The sequence below is a fragment of the Pseudomonas sp. PME37.24/025 genome, assembly GCF_055556615.1.
This window is the reverse complement of sequence record NZ_JBVHNK010000012.1, coordinates 150,305-167,596: the sequence shown is the minus strand read 5'-3', so window position 1 is coordinate 167,596 and position 17,292 is coordinate 150,305. Positions and strand designations below refer to the sequence as shown.

The window sequence follows — 17,292 nt, the reverse complement described above, 5'->3', positions numbered from 1 at the left end:
GTTTTCCTGAGGGTAGCGTTGTTGGTGGGGAGGGCGGAAATATCGTTTTTTGAGGGGGACCCCTCTGTTGTGGCATACACCCTGGATCATTCGGAATCTCGGCGATCTTTTGATCTTGGCGGCCTGACAGCCGACCAATTCATTGCAGACATACACCGCTCCACTGTGGGAGCGGGCTTGCCCGCGATGGCGGCCTTACAGGCAACGATGTTTATTGGTTGGTAAAAACATCAGAACCTTCCCACATGTTTTTCAGGTTGTGCGTCGGAAGCGGGCTCCCTAGTCTTTGACTGTCGCTGCAAAACCAGCGAGCAGGTGTGGAAACCTGAAATCAGTAGGGCGAATGCCCTCACGACCATAATGGCAAGTGATGGCTCCAATTGTGATTAGGAGCTGCAAATGGACAACGATGATTCCGATTCGACCTTCAACAAAACCAACCCAAACGCCGAAGCTTTGCGTACCGAAGAGCTACTCAAAGACCGCGAAGCCATAAAACGTGCGCTCGACTACTACCTCGATCCGCCCAAACCTTACGCCGCAAAACCACGTCGCCCCAGCACGATGTTCCTGGTTTCCCCGGACAGCGACACTGAAAGTCTTCTGTTTCAAGCTTGCGAGTCATTGGCCTCGGCCAGTGTCCTGGCCAGTGATTTCGCCACTAACCTGATCGGCCCGCAACGCAATACAGTGTTGGCGATTCAACAGATCATCATGTTGGCGGAATTGGCGGTGAATCGGGCGCTGGATAATGTCGACCCGCAGTCTTAATCCTGAATCACCGCGTCATCGTTCATCGCAGGCAAGCCAGCTCCCACAGGCTCTGCATAGATCTTGAAATGGCGCATGACCTTGTGGGAGCTGGCTTGCCTGCGATGGCGGCCGTGCTTTCACCACAGGACTGACTATCACAACCAGATTCTTCCGGCACAAAAAAAACGGCGATCACTTCGGTGATCGCCGTTTTTTGTACGGGTTATTGAATCACTGCATCAATACTTCAATCGCCCCATCCGCCGTCATGCTGACCTGGCTGGTGCCCGCTTCAACCTCGGGCGTCACCGGCGCGGAGTCCATGCCGGCAGCTTTCATCATCATCGGCCCGCGCATGTACGGTTGTGGATAACCGTTGCTGTTGAGGTTCAGGTTGACGATTTTGTAGCTCTTGCCGCCCAGGGCGTCGGTGGCCAGTTGGGCGCGGGACTTGAAGGCGGTCACGGCTTCTTTGAGCAGGGCGTCTTCGCTGGCCTTGCGGGTTGGGGTGGCGATGGCGAAGTCCATGCCGCCCATTTTCAGGTCGGTGAGCAGTTCGCCGGTGAGTTTGGACAGGGCGGCGAAGTCCGAGCTTTCCAGACGCAGTTCGGCGCGTTCACGCCAGCCGGTGATTTTCTGGCCTTTGGTGTCGTAGATCGGGTAGCTGTTGCGGCTGCCCTGGCGCAGGGTGATGTCTTTGACTTCTTTAGCCTGGGCCAGTGCTTTGTTCATGGTGGTGCTGACGTCGGCGGCGAGTTTGGCCGGGTCGGTGTTTTGCTCTTCGGTGTAGAGGGTCACGATCATCAGGTCGCGGGCCACTTCCTGGCTGACTTCGGCGCGCAGGGATATCTGGTTGTAATGCAGTTCGTCGACGGCCAGGGCCGGGAGGCTGGCGACGGTGCCAACGCTTAAGGCAAGAAGGGCGGCGCTGCGGCGCAATGTGTGCATGAAAAGCTCCTTGGACGATGCGCAGGGGTTAAGGTCCGAACCTGCGTGAAACCATCAGACTCTAGCTTCAATGGTCCGGTTCGCCCAGTTACAACTTCTATACAGTCTCAAGTGATGTCAGAGCTTTTGTGGCGAGGGAGCTTGCTCCCGCTCGGCTGCGAAGCAGTCGTAAAATCGGTATGCACGGTTTGTCAGTTTCACCCGGTCGAATGGTGGGGGCCTGCTTCGCAGTCCAGCGGGAGCAAGCTCCCTCGCCACAGGGGAACTCATCGCTGAAGGTAAATCCACGTGTAGTAACTGTGGCCGTTTGCCGCACTTTTGCCTGCCAGCCCCCGTGCTTGGTTATACTCCGTGCGATCCGCCTGGAGCGCTCATCAGGAGAGCTCATGCTCGCCCCCGTTCAAATCACTTCCGCCACTCGCCAGAACCTCTGGCGGCTCACGTTCATCCGCACGTTGGTGCTGGCCGCTCAGGCCGGCTCCGTAGGCCTGGCCTACTGGTTCGACCTGTTGCCATTACCCTGGCTGCAACTGGCGATCACCCTCGGTTTTTCCATGGTGCTCTGCGCGCTGACCGCGATTCGTCTGCGCACGTCGTGGCCGGTGACCGAGCTCGAATACGCTGTGCAACTGGCCTGCGACCTGTTTATCCACAGTGCCTTGCTGTACTTCTCCGGCGGCTCGACCAATCCGTTCGTCTCTTATTACCTGGTGCCGCTGACCATTGCCGCCGTGACGCTGCCATGGCGCTACTCGGTGATTCTGTCGGGTATCGCGTTGGCGCTTTATACGTTGCTGCTGGCGCGGTTTTATCCGCTGGAAACGTTCCCGATCGCTCGGGAGAACTTGCAGATTTACGGCATGTGGCTGAGCTTCGCCCTGGCCGCAGCGGTCATCACGTTCTTTGCTGCCCGCATGGCCGAAGAGCTGCGTCGTCAGGAAGAGCTGCGCGCCATTCGTCGCGAAGAAGGCCTGCGCGATCAGCAATTGCTGGCCGTCGCAACCCAGGCTGCCGGCGCCGCCCATGAACTGGGCACGCCGCTGGCGACCATGAGCGTATTGCTCAAGGAAATGCGTCAGGACCACCCCGACCCGTTGTTGCAGGACGATTTGAGCGTGCTGCAGGATCAGGTCAAACTCTGCAAAGAAACCTTGCAGCAGTTGGTTCGGGCGGCGGAAGCCAATCGTCGCTTGGCGGTGGAGATGCAAGACGTCACCGACTGGCTCGACGAAGCCCTGAACCGCTGGCACCTGATGCGCCCGGAAGCCAGTTATCGCTTCCAGCGCCTGGGCCAGGGGACCGTGCCGCGCATGGCGCCGCCGCCGGATCTGACCCAAGCCCTGCTAAATTTGCTGAACAACGCCGCCGATGCATGCCCCGAAGGCTTGCAAGTGACCCTGGACTGGAATGCCGAGGATTTGACCATCAGCATTCGCGACCATGGCGCCGGTGTGCCACTGGCCATTGCCGAGCAGATTGGCAAACCATTTTTTACCACCAAGGGCAAAGGTTTCGGCCTGGGCCTGTTTTTGAGCAAGGCCAGCGTGACACGCGCCGGCGGCTCAGTGAAACTCTACAGTCATGAGGAAGGCGGCACGCTCACCGAGCTGCGCCTGCCCCGTGTCGCCCGAGGAGACGAACATGAGTGACGAGATCCAAGTCGAAGGCGAAGAACTGCCGCATTTGCTGCTGGTAGACGATGACGCGACCTTCACCCGCGTGATGGCCCGTGCCATGGCCCGCCGCGGTTTTCGCGTCAGCACAGCAGGTTCCGCCGAAGAAGGCCTGACCATCGCCCAGGCCGACATCCCGGATTACGCCGCCCTTGATCTGAAAATGGACGGCGACTCGGGCCTGGTGTTGCTGCCCAAACTGCTCGAACTCGACCCGGAAATGCGCGTGGTGATCCTCACCGGTTACTCGAGCATTGCCACCGCCGTCGAGGCGATCAAGCGCGGTGCCTGCAATTACCTGTGCAAACCGGCGGACGCCGATGACGTGCTGGCCGCATTGCTCTCTGAGCACGCCGACCTCGATACGCTGGTGCCGGAAAACCCGATGTCTGTGGACCGTCTCCAGTGGGAGCACATCCAGCGCGTACTGACCGAGCACGAAGGCAACATCTCCGCTACTGCCCGCGCCTTGGGCATGCACCGCCGCACGCTGCAGCGCAAACTGCAGAAGCGCCCGGTCCGTCGCTGAACTGGCGCTGAACAATTGTTGTCACACCTCGTTACAAGCCGGGTCGATCATTTATGATCGGCTCGTGTGTGTTCTTTTCTTTATCGAGCCTTATCCATGAATCAGAACGCTGAATATTCCGCGGTCAACGATGCTGTGCGCGGGCAGTTTTTTCGCAAAGTCTGGGCGATGACCACGCCTTACTGGCGCAGCGAAGAGAAGGGCAAGGCCTGGACGTTACTGATCGCAGTGATCGCGCTGTCATTGTTCAGCGTGGCGATTTCAGTGTGGCTCAACAGTTGGTACAAGGATTTCTACAACGCCCTGCAGAAGAAGGACGAAGCGGCGTTCTGGCAGTTGATTCTGTATTTCTGCGGCATCGCGGCGGTGGCGATCCTTGGCGCAGTGTATCGTCAGTACCTGACCCAGATGCTGACCATCCGCTGGCGGGCGTGGCTTACCGAAAAGCACTTCGCCCGTTGGCTCGGGCACAAGAACTACTACCAGCTGGAGCAGGGCGGCTACACCGATAACCCGGACCAGCGGATTTCCGAAGACCTCAACACGTTTACCACTACGACCCTGAGCCTCAGTATCGGGCTGATCCGCACCGTGGTGAGCCTGGTGTCGTTCTCGATCATTTTGTGGGGCGTCTCGGGCAGTATCGAGGTGCTCGGTTTCACCATTCCCGGTTACATGTTCTGGTGCGCGCTGGTGTATGCGATGGTCGGCAGTTGGCTGACGCACCTGATCGGCAAACGGTTGATCGGCCTGAACAACAACCAGCAGCGCTTTGAGGCCGACCTGCGTTTCTCTATGGTGCGGGTGCGCGAAAACGCCGAAAGCATCGCGTTGTACAACGGCGAGCCGAACGAAAACCGGCGCTTGAGCAACCGCTTCGGGCTGGTCTGGCACAACTTCTGGGACATCATGCGCGTGTCCAAACGCCTGACTTTCTTCACCTCGGGGTATGGCCAGATCGCGATCATTTTCCCGTTCATCGTTGCGGCGCCGCGTTACTTCACCGGCAAGATCGAACTCGGTGAGCTGATGCAAATCAACTCGGCCTTCGGCAACGTACAGGAGAACTTCAGCTGGTTCATCAACGCGTATACGGATCTGGCGGCATGGCGCGCCACGAGTGATCGTCTGCTGAGTTTCCGTCAGGCCATGACCGACAACGAAGAACGCGCACCGGCCATCGACGTGCAGAATCAGGGCTCGGCGTTGAAGGTGCATAACCTGGGCCTCGATCTCGCTGATGGTCGTCACTTGCTGACCAACGCCGACATGACCGTGGAGGAGGGCGAGCGCGTCATGCTCAGCGGTCGTTCCGGCAGCGGCAAATCGACTTTGCTGCGGGCGATGGGGCACCTTTGGCCGGCCGGCCACGGCAGCATCCGTCTGCCAGCGGGGCGTTATCTGTTCCTGCCGCAAAAACCCTATCTGCCGATTGGCACCCTGCGCGAGGCGCTGAGTTATCCACAGCCTGGCGACACCTACCCGCATGAGCGCTACGTCCATGTGCTGGAAACCTGCCGTTTGCCGCACCTGGTTTCGCGTCTGGATGAAGCCAATCACTGGCAGCGCATGCTCTCACCGGGTGAGCAACAACGTCTGGCCTTCGCCCGTGCGCTGCTTTATGCGCCCCAATGGCTGTACATGGACGAAGCCACTTCGGCGATGGACGAAGAAGATGAAGCGTCGCTGTATCAGGCATTGATCGATGAGTTGCCGGGGCTGAGCATCGTCAGCGTCGGGCATCGCAGCAGCCTGAAGCGTTTCCATCCACGGCATGTGCGCATCGAGAATGGGCATCTGGTGGACCAAACCGTGACTGCCTGAACACCACTAACCCTGTGGGAGCGAGCCTGCTCGCGATGAACGATAACGCGGTTTTTCAGACGAACCGAGTCGAGGCCATCGCGAGCAGGCTCGCTCCACAGGGGCCAGTGTTTTCTGACGGTGATCGTACAACCGCGTTGAGCTATGATGCGGATTCAGCCGAATTTTCGAGACAGACGTTCACCATGGAAAACCCGATCGACGCACCTCGCCTCCCTCGCAAGCGCCGCAGCCTCGCTCAGGAACTGGTGACGGTGCTGTCCGAGCAGATCCGCGACGGTCATCTCAAACGTGGCGACAAATTGCCCACCGAGTCGGCGATCATGGATGCCCATGGCGTCAGCCGCACCGTGGTGCGCGAAGCGATTTCCCGTTTGCAGGCCGCCGGGCAGGTTGAAACCCGTCACGGCATCGGCACCTTCGTGCTCGACACGCCGAGCCCGAGCGGTTTCCGTATCGACCCGGCCACCGTGGTGACCTTGCGCGACGTATTGGCGATTCTGGAATTGCGCATCAGCCTGGAAGTGGAATCCGCCGGCCTTGCCGCGCAACGTCGCAGTCCTGAGCAGCTGGCCGCGATGCGTGAAGCGCTGGATGCCCTCAACGAGAGTGCCGCCCACGCCAGCGATGCCGTGGCGTCAGATTTCCAGTTCCACCTGCAAATCGCGTTGTCCACCGGCAACCGCTACTTCACCGACATCATGACCCACCTGGGTACCAGCATCATTCCGCGCACGCGCCTGAATTCCGCGCGCCTGGCCCATGATGATCAACAGCACTACATGAGTCGACTGAGTCGCGAGCATGAAGAGATTTATGACGCAATTGCCCGCCAGGATTCCGATGCGGCGCGGGCGGCGATGCGTCTGCATCTGACCAACAGCCGCGAAAGGCTGCGCCAGGCCCATGAAGAGGCGCAGGCGCAACGCTGATTACGTCTTATCGATGAACGATCAATACTAAAACGCGCCTGACCGGTAAACGGTCAGACGCGAAAAGGGGTCAAGCTTTGACGTACAGTCTCAGGGGCTCCGAATACGGTTCCAGACTAGACTCATCCGCAAATTTGTAACGCAGTTCAATTTCTGTGTTCTGGTACTTTGCCAGCTCTGCTTTCGGTATTAGCAGTTCAATTCCCGTCAGTTTTACCATATCGTCGCTGGCGTCATTCCAGACACCGGTAGGCTCTGCGAGGCCCTCCCAATCTGGTTCTTCCGGATCCGCGCCAAGGATTGGATAGACATCCCAATTTGGCGGAATATCGTTCGGATCCGGGACGCGGACTATCAAGGAATCACCCAGGTTCGACAGTTTTACGATTGCTTTGTCGGGCTCGTGAGACGAGAGCTGGGGAAGAACCGGGATAGAAAAAGTCATGATGATCGCTCTCCGTGCGAAGTCTGCCACAATCCATTCATGGCCGTGGTCACACTGTACGTGGCTCATTCATGGCGTGCTGAGCGCGATTTTGACCAAGTATTTCAGAGACCGTGGCGCTCGCATCTCGCGATAGAGCGCCACTACTTCAGCCAGTCCTCAAAATCGAACGATCCACCCTCACGGCCAGCTCAACGGCCCCAAACCTTGTGTTGAACACTACGTTCCCGCGCTCATCCACAACCGCCCGGGCAATCGGCAAGCCTTTGGACAGCAACTCCAGCGGCGCACCTTTCAGCGATTGGCCCGAAGCCAGTTCCAGTTTCAATTTGATAGTCATCAGTGATCTCCTTATCAGGCATTGGCCGCTGAATTCAGCACGCCGGTTGGTTGGTAGTCCTTGAGCAGCAGATAGGTACTCCAGCCCCACCAGTCGTCAACGGTGGCGGTGTCGTTGAGGTTGTTGACGTCCTTGCGCCGCAATACTTTGTTGCCCTCGACTTTGAACAGTGGCGAGAAATTGCCTGCCGGGTTCAGTACGGCTTGCAGGTCGGGCAGCCTTTTCAGCGCAGCAAAGCTGCCGGCCGATGGAGTAGTGCCGCTGAGGTACGCCGCGAACACTTCATCCGCAGACACCTGAACCGCTTGATTGACCTGGGCGCGATTGGCGCTGTCGATGGCGTCGAAGTAGCGCTTGTCGCCGTAGGCGTGCCAGCGATCGCCGTTGCCATTGCTCACATTGAGACCGAACTTGCTGTCTTCATCGTGCATGAAGCGGGTAATCAACGAACCGAGATCACTGGGCGTGACCACCGCCGCCAACTGTTTGCGTGGCACCCGTAAATGGCCAGCGGAATACAGGTCGGTCAGGTAGTGATCGGCAAAAGCGTTCATCGCATAGGCCAGCTCCAACTGCTTTTCATCGCCGCTGTTGTGGGCCAGCACCGCTTGTTGCAGCGCGGCGGCGTGGCCGGCGATGTAGGCCAGAAGTGCCCATTCGGCAAAGTGGTCGGCATTGTTGGCGGCCAGCTTCAGATAACGCCCCAAAGGGAACAGCGCCGAGACGAAACTGCCGCCGCCGGTGATCTTGTTCCACTCTTCCGACAACGTATCACCGAGGGCGTCATAAGCTTCGTGAGGTTGTTTACCGTCCCTGATCGCTTGATTGATGGCGGCGATTTCCTTCTGCATGACGCCGAGGATCAACTTAGCCTCGGCGTTTGAGGCCGGCAGTACCGCCAGGGAGTTGAAGGCGTTGGTAAAGCGCTGGATTCGGTCCGCCGCTGTTACGCCTTCGCAGATCGGTTGATCGGGAATTCCATAGAAATCCCCTCCCAGTGCAATCACTTGTCCATAGGTCAATGCCAGGCCATTGGGCAGGTGCAACTCCACCTGCGAGGCCGGCAGCGCAGGCGCATCCTTGACGAAGCGCAGCAGGGTGCTGTCGCCGATCGCGGTATGTTCTGCACCCTCAAACCTCAACTGGGGCGCGCCTTGCAGCGATTTTTTCGGTGGCGTCGGCAGCGGGCCCCGGCGTTGATGTTTGAGGCCGTGAGGGCTGCCGGCGGTGAGTTTAAGCGTGTCGACATCGCCAGAAAGGGCGATGCCGTGCTCAGTAAAAAGATCATCCAGATCGGCAATGACCTGTCGGGAATTTTCCTTCGGTTGTGCGTGTAGACCTGACATTTCTAGCTCCTTGATATGTCGTAGGTAGAATCAAATTTAACTGTATATATATACAGCTGTCTGAATCATAGTTGAGAACTTTCCTACGTCAAGGAATTACTTTTCCGACGCAAATTTTGCGGCTCGCGATGAAATGCAGTTGACGGTTGTATTTTAAGTTGTACGATGACCTACAACTTCGGCGAAGGCTGAACGGTTTTCTCACACAACGTTGCTCCCAGGGTGTTCGAATAATGAATCCACAAGAACTGAAGTCCATCCTCTCTTCCGGTCTGCTGTCGTTCCCGGTCACCGACTTCAATGCTCAAGGCGATTTCCATCGCGCGGGCTATATCAAACGTCTCGAATGGCTGGCCCCATACGGCGCCTCGGCATTGTTCGCCGCCGGCGGCACCGGTGAGTTCTTCTCTCTGGCGGCCAGCGAATATTCGGAAATCATCAAGACTGCCGTCGACACCTGCGCCACCAGCGTGCCGATCCTGGCCGGTGTCGGCGGTTCGACTCGTCAAGCCATCGAATACGCTCAGGAAGCCGAGCGTCTGGGCGCCAAAGGCCTGTTGCTGCTGCCGCACTACCTGACCGAAGCCAGCCAGGACGGCGTTGCCGACCACGTTGAAGCGGTATGCAAATCGGTAAAAATCGGCGTGGTGGTTTACAACCGCAACGTCTGCCGCCTGACCGCTCCGTTGCTGGAACGTCTGGCCGAGCGCTGCCCGAACCTGATCGGTTACAAGGATGGCCTGGGCGATATCGAGCTGATGGTGTCGATCCGTCGCCGCCTCGGTGATCGCTTCAGCTACCTGGGCGGTTTGCCGACCGCTGAAGTCTACGCCGCGGCTTACAAGGCGCTAGGCGTGCCGGTTTACTCCTCGGCGGTGTTCAACTTCATCCCGAAAACCGCGATGGATTTCTACCACGCCATTGCTCGTGAAGATCACGCCACCGTCGGCAAGATCATCGACGACTTCTTCCTGCCGTACCTGGACATCCGTAACCGCAAGGCCGGTTACGCGGTGAGCATCGTCAAGGCCGGGGCGAAAATTGCCGGCTATGACGCAGGTCCTGTGCGTGCGCCGCTGACCGATCTGACGGGCGAAGAGTACGAAATGCTCGCCGCGCTGATCGACAAGCAAGGTGCGCAATAACACTCGATGAAACCAGGGCCGCCGAGCAATCAGCGGCTTTTTGCGTGAGGACTTCTTTTAAAGGAGCAGCCCGTGGCTGATTCAAAGCGTTTCGATAACTACATCAATGGCGAATGGGTGGCGGGCAGTGATTACTGCGCCAACATCAACCCGTCCGAGCTGACCGATACCATCGGCGATTACGCCAAGGCTGACCTGGCTCAGGTCCACGCCGCCATCGACGCCGCTCGCGCCGCGTTCCCGGCCTGGTCCACTTCGGGCATTCAGGCTCGTCACGATTCACTGGATAAAGTCGGTACTGAAATCCTCGCTCGTCGCGAAGAGCTCGGCACTTTGCTGGCCCGGGAAGAGGGCAAGACTCTGCCTGAAGCCATCGGCGAAGTGACTCGCGCTGGCAACATCTTCAAATTCTTCGCCGGTGAATGCCTGCGCCTGTCCGGCGACTATTTGCCGTCGGTGCGTCCGGGCGTCAACGTCGAAGTCACCCGCGAAGCGTTGGGTGTGGTCGGCCTGATCACCCCGTGGAATTTCCCGATAGCGATCCCTTCGTGGAAAATCGCTCCGGCTCTGGCTTACGGCAACTGCGTCGTGCTGAAGCCGGCCGATCTGGTGCCGGGTTGTGCCTGGGCGCTGGCCGAAATCATCTCCCGCGCAGGCTTCCCGGCCGGCGTGTTCAACCTGGTGATGGGCAGCGGTCGCGTGGTTGGCGATGCGCTGGTGCAGAGCCCGAAAGTGGACGGCATCAGCTTCACCGGTTCCGTGGGCGTGGGTCGCCAGATCGCTGTCAGCTGCGTGTCGCGTCAGGCCAAGGTTCAGCTGGAAATGGGCGGCAAGAATCCGCAGATCATTCTGGATGACGCCGACCTCAAACAAGCGGTCGAGCTGTCGGTACAGAGCGCGTTCTACTCCACTGGCCAGCGTTGCACCGCGTCGAGCCGCTTCATCGTCACCGCCGGGATTCACGACAAATTCGTCGAAGCCATGGCCGAGCGCATGAAGTCGATCAAGGTCGGCCACGCGCTGAAAACCGGTACCGATATCGGTCCGGTCGTCTCGCAGGCTCAGCTTGAACAGGACATGAAGTACATCGACATCGGCCAGTCCGAAGGTGCACGTCTGGTCAGCGGCGGTGGTCTGGTGACGTGCGACACCGAAGGCTACTTCCTCGCGCCGACGCTGTTTGCCGACAGCGACGCTGCGATGCGCATTAGCCGCGAAGAGATCTTCGGCCCGGTGGCCAACATCGTTCGCGTCGCCGATTACGAGGCAGCGCTGGAAATGGCCAACGACACCGAGTTCGGTCTGTCGGCGGGCATCGCTACCACGTCGCTGAAGTACGCCAACCACTTCAAGCGCCACTCCCAGGCCGGGATGGTGATGGTCAACCTGCCGACCGCCGGTGTGGATTACCACGTTCCGTTTGGTGGGCGTAAAGGTTCATCCTATGGATCACGTGAGCAAGGTCGCTATGCGCAAGAGTTTTACACGGTCGTGAAGACTGCCTACATCGGTTCCTGATACACGCAGTACCTGTGGGAGCTGGTTAGCCTGCGATAGCATCACCGCGTTGAGACTGACTCTGCGCGGTGCCTGCATCGCGGGCAAGCCCGGCTCCCACAAAAGCCAGATACGACAAAGAAATTGTTATTACCCGCATAAAAATAATCAGTGGGAGTACCTCTACAATGCAATCGACCAAGCCGACTCACGTCCGCTATTTGATCCTGCTCATGCTGTTTCTGGTGACCACGATCAACTACGCCGACCGAGCCACCATCGCAATCGCCGGCTCCAGCCTGCAAAAAGACCTCGGCATCGACGCGGTCACCCTCGGATACATCTTCTCCGCATTCGGTTGGGCCTATGTGGCCGGGCAAATTCCCGGTGGCTGGCTGCTGGACCGTTTCGGTTCGAAAAAAGTCTATGCGCTGAGCATCTTCACCTGGTCGCTGTTCACCGTGCTGCAGGGTTATGTCGGTGAGTTCGGCATGTCCACGGCGGTGGTTGCGCTATTCATGCTGCGCTTTTTGGTGGGCCTGGCCGAAGCGCCATCCTTCCCCGGCAACGCACGCATCGTGGCGGCCTGGTTTCCGACCGCTGAACGCGGTACAGCGTCGGCGATCTTCAACTCGGCGCAATACTTTGCCACCGTGTTGTTTGCACCGCTGATGGGCTGGATCGTCTACAGCTTCGGTTGGCAGCACGTGTTCATCGTCATGGGGGTGATCGGCATCATCTTCTCGGGGATCTGGCTGAAGGTTATCCACAGCCCGCGTCAACACCCGATGATCAACGACGCCGAGTTCAAGCACATCGCCGACAACGGCGGCATGGTCGACATGGACTCGGACAAAGGCAAAGGCAAAAAGGGCGACGGTCCGAAGTGGGACTACATCCGCCAGCTGCTGACCAACCGCATGATGCTTGGCGTGTATCTGGGCCAGTACTGCATCAACGGCATCACCTACTTCTTCCTGACCTGGTTCCCGGTGTACCTGGTGCAGGAGCGCGGCATGACCATCCTCAAGGCCGGGTTCATAGCCTCGCTGCCGGCGATCTGCGGGTTTATCGGTGGTGTGCTTGGCGGGGTGATTTCCGATTATCTGCTGCGTAAAGGCCATTCGCTGACCTTCGCCCGCAAGGCGCCGATCATCGCTGGCCTGCTGGTTTCCAGTAGCATCGTGGCTTGCAACTATGTGGACGTGGAATGGATGGTCGTCGGCTTCATGGCCTTGGCTTTCTTCGGCAAAGGCGTCGGTGCGTTGGGCTGGGCGGTGGTGTCCGATACTTCTCCGAAACAGATCGCCGGTCTCAGCGGTGGCCTGTTCAACACCTTCGGCAACATCGCGTCGATCACCACGCCGATCGTTATCGGTTACATCATCAGTTCCACCGGTTCGTTCAAATGGGCGCTGGTGTTCGTCGGTTGCAACGCGCTGGTGGCGGTCTTCAGCTATCTGGTGATCGTTGGCCCGATCAAACGTGTGGTGCTCAAAGAGCCGCCAGTCAGCGGTCCTGAAGCCAGCAATAAGTTATCTGAAGCGCATTCCTGAGGAGCGGCGTCATGCAGTTGATTGAACATTCTGACTCGCCGCGCTACATCCGCCTGCACGAGCGGGACAATGTGGTGATCGTTGTCAACGATCAGGGCGTGCCGGCCGGCACTGAATTCCCCGATGGCCTGGTCACCGTGGATTTCGTGCCGCAGAGCCACAAAGTCACTCTCGAGGACATTCCCGAGGGTGGCCAGGTGATTCGTTACGGCCAGACCATTGGGTATGCGTTGCAGCCGATCCCTCGCGGCAGCTGGGTCAAGGAAGATCAACTGCGCATGCCGACCGCGCCACCGCTGGACAGCCTGCCGCTGTCCACCGAAGTGCCGGCCGCGCAGGCACCGCTGGAAGGCTTCACCTTCGAGGGTTATCGCAACGCCGACGGCACCGTCGGCACGCGCAACATTCTCGGCATCACGACCACTGTGCAATGCGTCACCGGGGTACTGGATCACGCGGTGAAGCGCATCAAGGACGAGTTGCTGCCCAAGTACCCGAACGTCGATGACGTGGTGGCGCTGACCCACAGTTACGGCTGCGGCGTGGCGATCACCGCCACCGACGCGTACATCCCGATTCGCACCGTGCGCAATCTGGCGCGCAACCCGAACCTGGGTGGCGAAGCGCTGGTGATCAGCCTGGGCTGCGAGAAATTGCAGGCCGGGCAAGTGATGCACGAGAACGACAGTTCGGTCGATCTCAGCGAGCCGTGGCTGTATCGCTTGCAGGATTCCAGTCACGGTTTTACCGAGATGATCGAGCAGATCATGGCGCTGGCCGAGACTCGTTTGAAGAAGCTCGATCTGCGTCGTCGGGAAACCGTGCCGGCGTCCGAGCTGATCCTCGGCATGCAGTGCGGCGGCAGCGATGCGTTCTCTGGCATCACTGCCAATCCGGCGCTCGGCTATGCCTCAGACCTGTTGCTGCGGGCCGGTGCGACGGTGATGTTTTCCGAAGTCACCGAAGTGCGTGATGCGATTTACCTGCTCACGTCCCGCGCCGAAACCGAGGAAGTGGCTCAGGAACTGGTGCGGGAAATGGACTGGTACGACCGTTACCTGGCCAAGGGCGAAGCGGATCGCAGTGCCAACACCACGCCGGGGAACAAGAAGGGCGGGTTGTCGAACATTGTCGAGAAGTCCCTGGGCTCGATCGTCAAATCCGGCAGCAGCGCGATCAACGGGGTGCTCGGTCCTGGCGAGCGATTCAAGCGCAAAGGGCTGATTTTCTGCGCGACCCCGGCCAGTGATTTTGTCTGCGGGACGTTGCAGTTGGCGGCGGGGATGAACCTGCATGTGTTCACCACCGGGCGGGGCACGCCTTATGGGTTGGCGATGGCACCGGTGGTGAAGGTGTCGACCCGCACAGAACTGGCGCAACGCTGGCCGGATTTGATTGATATCGATGCCGGGCGGATTGCCACCGGGCGGGCGTCGATTGAAGACCTTGGCTGGGAGTTGTTCCACTACTACCTGGACGTGGCCAGCGGCAAGAAACAGACGTGGGCGGAGCGGCATAAGCTGCACAACGACATCACCTTGTTCAACCCGGCGCCGATAACCTGATACCGCGTTATCGTTCATCGCGGGCAAGCCCGCTCCCACAGTGATCTTCGGTGTTCACCAAATTTGATTAACAACACTGAAACCTGTGGGAGCGGGCTTGCCCGCGATGGCGATCTACCAGACGGCAGGGGACTTGGTGGCTTATCATTAGCCCCCTAACGACGCCCACCCAAGGTTCCCCCGGCATGCTGGCTATCTTCCTCGAAACCCTGAACATCACCGCGCCGGTGTTTGCCATGCTGTTTCTGGGGGCGCTGCTCAAGCGCATCGACTGGATCAACGACAACTTCATTCATACCGCATCGGCCCTGGTGTTCAACGTCACCATGCCGGCGTTGCTGTTTCTGGGCATCTTGCACGCCGACCTGCATGCCGCGCTGCAACCGGCGTTGCTGATCTACTTCTCGGTCGCGACCCTGATGTGCTTTGCGATTGCCTGGGGCTGGGCGATCTGGAAATGCCCGCGGGAAGACCGGGGCATCTACACCCAAGGCGCGTTTCGCGGCAACAACGGCGTTATCGGCCTGGCCCTGGCGGCGAGCATGTACGGCGACTACGGGATTTCCCTCGGGGCCATTCTCGCGGCGTTGGTGATCCTGTTCTACAACACGCTTTCGACCATCGTGCTGGCGGTCTACAGCCCGGTGATCAAGTCTGACCCGTGGAGCATCTGCAAAAGCGTGATGGTCAATCCGTTGATCATCAGCGTGTTTGCGGCGGCGCCATTTGCCTATTTCGAAATCGGTTTACCGGGGTGGCTGGAAAAGTCCGGCCAGTACCTGGCACAAACCACTTTGCCGTTGGCCCTGATCTGCATCGGTGGCACGTTGTCGCTGGCGGCGATGCGCAAAAGCGGGACGATGGCGCTGAGTTCAAGCCTGGTGAAGATGATCGGCCTGCCGGTGCTGGCGACACTCGGTGCCTGGCTCTGGGGTTTTCGCGGGGCGGAGTTGGGGATTCTGTTTCTGTACTTCGGCAGCCCGACCGCCGCCGCCAGTTTCGTCATGGCTCGGCAGGCCAATGGCAATCATGAACTGGCGGCAGCGATCATCGTGATTACCACGCTGATGGCGGCGGTCACCACCAACATCGGGATCTTTTTGTTGCAGTGGGGTGGGTGGATTTAACCGAAGGTTTTGCGGTGTTCTTCAGGGCCTCATCGCGGGCAAGCCCGCTCCCACAAAGGTCTTCAGTGCTTATGCAATTTATGCAACAAGGCAGATCCCTGTGGGAGCGGGCTTGCCCGCGATGGCGATGTCACTGACGGCGAAAATCCAGCGACTTACTCCGGCTTCTGGTAGCTATCAATCACTTCCTGCGCCGCCCGAAACGCATCGATCGCCGCCGGCACGCCGGCATACACCGCGCAATGCAGCAGCGCCTCGCGAATTTCGTCCACGGTGCAGCCGTTGTTCAGCGCACCGCGCACGTGACCTTTCAATTCTTGCGGGCACTTCAATGCGGTCAGCGCGGCGAGGGTGATCAGGCTGCGGGTTTTCAGCGGCAGACCTTCACGGTTCCACACACCGCCCCAAGCGTGTTCATTGACGAAGTCCTGCAACGGTTGGGTGAACTCGGTGGCGTTGCCCAAGGCGCGGTCGACGAAGGCGTCGCCCATCACTTGGCGACGGACTTCAACCCCAGGCTTTTTATCAGTGCTCATGGCAATTCCCTCTTGTGGTGTTGGCGACGCCAGGCGCGCAGCGAGGTGAACAGCAAAAACGCCACCAGCGCCGGCAGGACGAAAAACAGCATCAGGTATTCAAGCTTGCCGGCCAGCGGCATGCCGGTGGTGAACGACACCACGTGCAGCCCATAGGCCAGGTACAAACCCAAAAACAGCAGGCCTTCGGCGCGAGTCACCCGGTAGCCGGAATAGAACACCGGCAGGCACAGCACCGCGACACCGAGCATCACCGGCAGGTCGAAATCCAGAGCGTTCGGCGAGACCGACAGCGGCGACGGCGCGATCAATGCAGTGAGCCCGAGCACGCCCAAGAGGTTGAGCAGGTTGCTACCGATCACGTTGCCCACCGCGATGTCCCGCTGACCGCGCAACGCGGCGATCAACGACGTGGCCAGCTCCGGCAAGGATGTGCTGACGGCGACGATGGTCAGGCCGATGATCCGCTCCGACAACCCCAGGTCGGTCGCGACCGCTACTGCGGCACCAAGCAGCAAGTGCCCGGCGAATATCAGCATCGCCAGCCCGGCAATAATCATCAGCAGGCTGCTGACCCACGGCGCCTGTGGCGCTTCATGAACCCCCGATGGCGGACGGGCCGAGTGTCGCGACTGGCGCAGCAGCAAGCCCAGGTACAGCATAAGTGCGCCCAGCAGAATAATGCCGTCTGTCCGGTTCAGCTCTTCGTTCCACGCCAGTACGAACACCAACAGGCTGGCGCCGATCATCAGTGGGATATCCAGGCGCACCAATTGCCGCGAAACCCGCAGCGGAATAATCAGCGCCGAGAGCCCGAGGGTGACGAGGATGTTGAAGATGCTGCTGCCGATCACGCTGCCGACGGCGATGTCGGCGTTTTGCGCCAGGGTGGCTTGCAGGCTGACCGCCATCTGCGGTGCGCTGCTGCCGAGGGCCACAATGGTCAGGCCGATAATCAGCGGCCGCACATGCAGTCGCGCGGCCAGGCGCACGGCGGCGCGCACCATCAGTTCGGCACCGGCGATCAGTAAAAACAGACCGCTGAACAATTCAATCACGCTGATCAGGGGTAAATC

The 17,292-nt window shown here is 59.4% G+C and carries 16 protein-coding genes; 10 read left to right on the top strand and 6 right to left on the bottom strand.

The genetic code is table 11. From position 1 onward, the window contains the following. Positions 1-399 precede the first annotated feature (399 nt). Positions 400-771 (top strand): DUF6124 family protein, encoded by a 372-nt coding sequence (locus tag ACZ3HH_RS22160; protein WP_465807694.1) that lies wholly within the window; start codon positions 400-402, stop codon positions 769-771. A 213-nt stretch (positions 772-984) separates the two neighbouring features. Here the strand turns inward: ACZ3HH_RS22160 and ACZ3HH_RS22155 are convergent, their stop codons facing one another. Next, the gene (locus tag ACZ3HH_RS22155; RefSeq protein WP_052965606.1) at positions 985-1,701 is read right to left on the bottom strand and encodes an SIMPL domain-containing protein; all 717 of its coding nucleotides are present in this window, start codon (positions 1,699-1,701) and stop codon (positions 985-987) included. Between the two features lie 386 nt (positions 1,702-2,087). Between ACZ3HH_RS22155 and ACZ3HH_RS22150 the strand changes: the two genes are divergently transcribed. The 4 genes from ACZ3HH_RS22150 to ACZ3HH_RS22135 all read left to right on the top strand — a co-directional run bounded on the left by ACZ3HH_RS22150 (position 2,088) and on the right by ACZ3HH_RS22135 (position 6,659). Further along, entirely contained in the window at positions 2,088-3,350 is a 1,263-nt protein-coding gene (locus ACZ3HH_RS22150; protein ID WP_007901384.1) for an ATP-binding protein, read from the top strand. After that, the gene (locus tag ACZ3HH_RS22145; RefSeq protein WP_007901386.1) at positions 3,343-3,903 is read left to right on the top strand and encodes a response regulator transcription factor; all 561 of its coding nucleotides are present in this window, start codon (positions 3,343-3,345) and stop codon (positions 3,901-3,903) included. Before ACZ3HH_RS22150 ends, ACZ3HH_RS22145 begins: the two co-directional genes overlap by 8 nt. Positions 3,904-3,999: 96 nt before the next feature. Next, positions 4,000-5,727 (top strand): ABC transporter ATP-binding protein/permease, encoded by a 1,728-nt coding sequence (locus tag ACZ3HH_RS22140; RefSeq protein WP_465807691.1) that lies wholly within the window; start codon positions 4,000-4,002, stop codon positions 5,725-5,727. Between the two features lie 185 nt (positions 5,728-5,912). Beyond that, positions 5,913-6,659 (top strand): FadR/GntR family transcriptional regulator, encoded by a 747-nt coding sequence (locus ACZ3HH_RS22135; RefSeq protein ID WP_465807689.1) that lies wholly within the window; start codon positions 5,913-5,915, stop codon positions 6,657-6,659. A gap of 70 nt (positions 6,660-6,729) precedes the next feature. Here ACZ3HH_RS22135 and ACZ3HH_RS22130 read toward each other — a convergent pair whose 3' ends face one another. The 3 genes from ACZ3HH_RS22130 to ACZ3HH_RS22120 all read right to left on the bottom strand — a co-directional run bounded on the left by ACZ3HH_RS22130 (position 6,730) and on the right by ACZ3HH_RS22120 (position 8,790). Beyond that, positions 6,730-7,104 (bottom strand): hypothetical protein, encoded by a 375-nt coding sequence (locus ACZ3HH_RS22130; protein ID WP_465807686.1) that lies wholly within the window; start codon positions 7,102-7,104, stop codon positions 6,730-6,732. A 148-nt stretch (positions 7,105-7,252) separates the two neighbouring features. Continuing rightward, positions 7,253-7,444: a hypothetical protein gene (locus ACZ3HH_RS22125; protein WP_465807684.1), complete on the bottom strand. Its 192-nt coding sequence runs from the start codon at positions 7,442-7,444 to the stop codon at positions 7,253-7,255. A 14-nt stretch (positions 7,445-7,458) separates the two neighbouring features. Continuing rightward, entirely contained in the window at positions 7,459-8,790 is a 1,332-nt protein-coding gene (locus ACZ3HH_RS22120; protein WP_465807682.1) for a phospholipase, read from the bottom strand. A 233-nt stretch (positions 8,791-9,023) separates the two neighbouring features. Between ACZ3HH_RS22120 and kdgD the strand changes: the two genes are divergently transcribed. From kdgD to ACZ3HH_RS22095, 5 genes are all read left to right on the top strand, one after another. Beyond that, entirely contained in the window at positions 9,024-9,935 is a 912-nt protein-coding gene (kdgD, locus tag ACZ3HH_RS22115) for a 5-dehydro-4-deoxyglucarate dehydratase (RefSeq protein WP_048396583.1), read from the top strand. A 72-nt stretch (positions 9,936-10,007) separates the two neighbouring features. Next, positions 10,008-11,453, top strand: coding sequence for an aldehyde dehydrogenase family protein (locus ACZ3HH_RS22110; protein WP_465807680.1), 1,446 nt, complete (start codon positions 10,008-10,010; stop codon positions 11,451-11,453). Between the two features lie 167 nt (positions 11,454-11,620). Next, positions 11,621-12,988, top strand: a complete 1,368-nt coding sequence (locus tag ACZ3HH_RS22105) for an MFS transporter (RefSeq protein WP_465807678.1) — start codon at positions 11,621-11,623, stop codon at positions 12,986-12,988. A gap of 11 nt (positions 12,989-12,999) precedes the next feature. Continuing rightward, a complete protein-coding gene (gene garD, locus ACZ3HH_RS22100) occupies positions 13,000-14,553 on the top strand; it encodes a galactarate dehydratase (protein ID WP_465807675.1) in 1,554 nt (517 codons plus the stop codon). 185 nt (positions 14,554-14,738) lie between these two features. Continuing rightward, positions 14,739-15,680 carry an AEC family transporter gene (locus ACZ3HH_RS22095; protein WP_465807673.1) on the top strand — a complete coding sequence of 314 codons (942 nt, stop codon included), beginning with the start codon at positions 14,739-14,741 and terminating at the stop codon, positions 15,678-15,680. Positions 15,681-15,835: 155 nt separating this feature from the next. On the opposite strand, the gene ACZ3HH_RS22090 is transcribed toward ACZ3HH_RS22095, so the two are convergent. Both ACZ3HH_RS22090 and ACZ3HH_RS22085 read right to left on the bottom strand, forming a co-directional pair. Then, on the bottom strand, positions 15,836-16,216 hold the full coding sequence (locus ACZ3HH_RS22090) for a carboxymuconolactone decarboxylase family protein (RefSeq protein ID WP_460147941.1): 381 nt from the start codon (positions 16,214-16,216) through the stop codon (positions 15,836-15,838). After that, positions 16,213-17,274 (bottom strand): calcium/sodium antiporter, encoded by a 1,062-nt coding sequence (locus ACZ3HH_RS22085; RefSeq protein WP_465807671.1) that lies wholly within the window; start codon positions 17,272-17,274, stop codon positions 16,213-16,215. Before ACZ3HH_RS22085 ends, ACZ3HH_RS22090 begins: the two co-directional genes overlap by 4 nt. Positions 17,275-17,292: the final 18 nt, after the last annotated feature.

Bases quoted from the DNA above. Each gene is read 5' to 3' on its own strand.
- ACZ3HH_RS22135 (WP_465807689.1), top strand. From the start codon at position 5,913: ATGGAAAACCCGATCGACGCACCTCGCCTCCCTCGCAAGCGCCGCAGC.
- ACZ3HH_RS22125 (WP_465807684.1), bottom strand. From the start codon at position 7,444: ATGACTATCAAATTGAAACTGGAACTGGCTTCGGGCCAATCGCTGAAA.
- ACZ3HH_RS22120 (WP_465807682.1), bottom strand. From the start codon at position 8,790: ATGTCAGGTCTACACGCACAACCGAAGGAAAATTCCCGACAGGTCATT.
- kdgD (WP_048396583.1), top strand. From the start codon at position 9,024: ATGAATCCACAAGAACTGAAGTCCATCCTCTCTTCCGGTCTGCTGTCG.
- ACZ3HH_RS22090 (WP_460147941.1), bottom strand. From the start codon at position 16,216: ATGAGCACTGATAAAAAGCCTGGGGTTGAAGTCCGTCGCCAAGTGATG.
- ACZ3HH_RS22140 (WP_465807691.1), top strand. From the start codon at position 4,000: ATGAATCAGAACGCTGAATATTCCGCGGTCAACGATGCTGTGCGCGGG.
- garD (WP_465807675.1), top strand. From the start codon at position 13,000: ATGCAGTTGATTGAACATTCTGACTCGCCGCGCTACATCCGCCTGCAC.
- ACZ3HH_RS22105 (WP_465807678.1), top strand. From the start codon at position 11,621: ATGCAATCGACCAAGCCGACTCACGTCCGCTATTTGATCCTGCTCATG.
- ACZ3HH_RS22095 (WP_465807673.1), top strand. From the start codon at position 14,739: ATGCTGGCTATCTTCCTCGAAACCCTGAACATCACCGCGCCGGTGTTT.
- ACZ3HH_RS22155 (WP_052965606.1), bottom strand. From the start codon at position 1,701: ATGCACACATTGCGCCGCAGCGCCGCCCTTCTTGCCTTAAGCGTTGGC.
- ACZ3HH_RS22150 (WP_007901384.1), top strand. From the start codon at position 2,088: ATGCTCGCCCCCGTTCAAATCACTTCCGCCACTCGCCAGAACCTCTGG.
- ACZ3HH_RS22145 (WP_007901386.1), top strand. From the start codon at position 3,343: ATGAGTGACGAGATCCAAGTCGAAGGCGAAGAACTGCCGCATTTGCTG.
- ACZ3HH_RS22130 (WP_465807686.1), bottom strand. From the start codon at position 7,104: ATGACTTTTTCTATCCCGGTTCTTCCCCAGCTCTCGTCTCACGAGCCC.
- ACZ3HH_RS22160 (WP_465807694.1), top strand. From the start codon at position 400: ATGGACAACGATGATTCCGATTCGACCTTCAACAAAACCAACCCAAAC.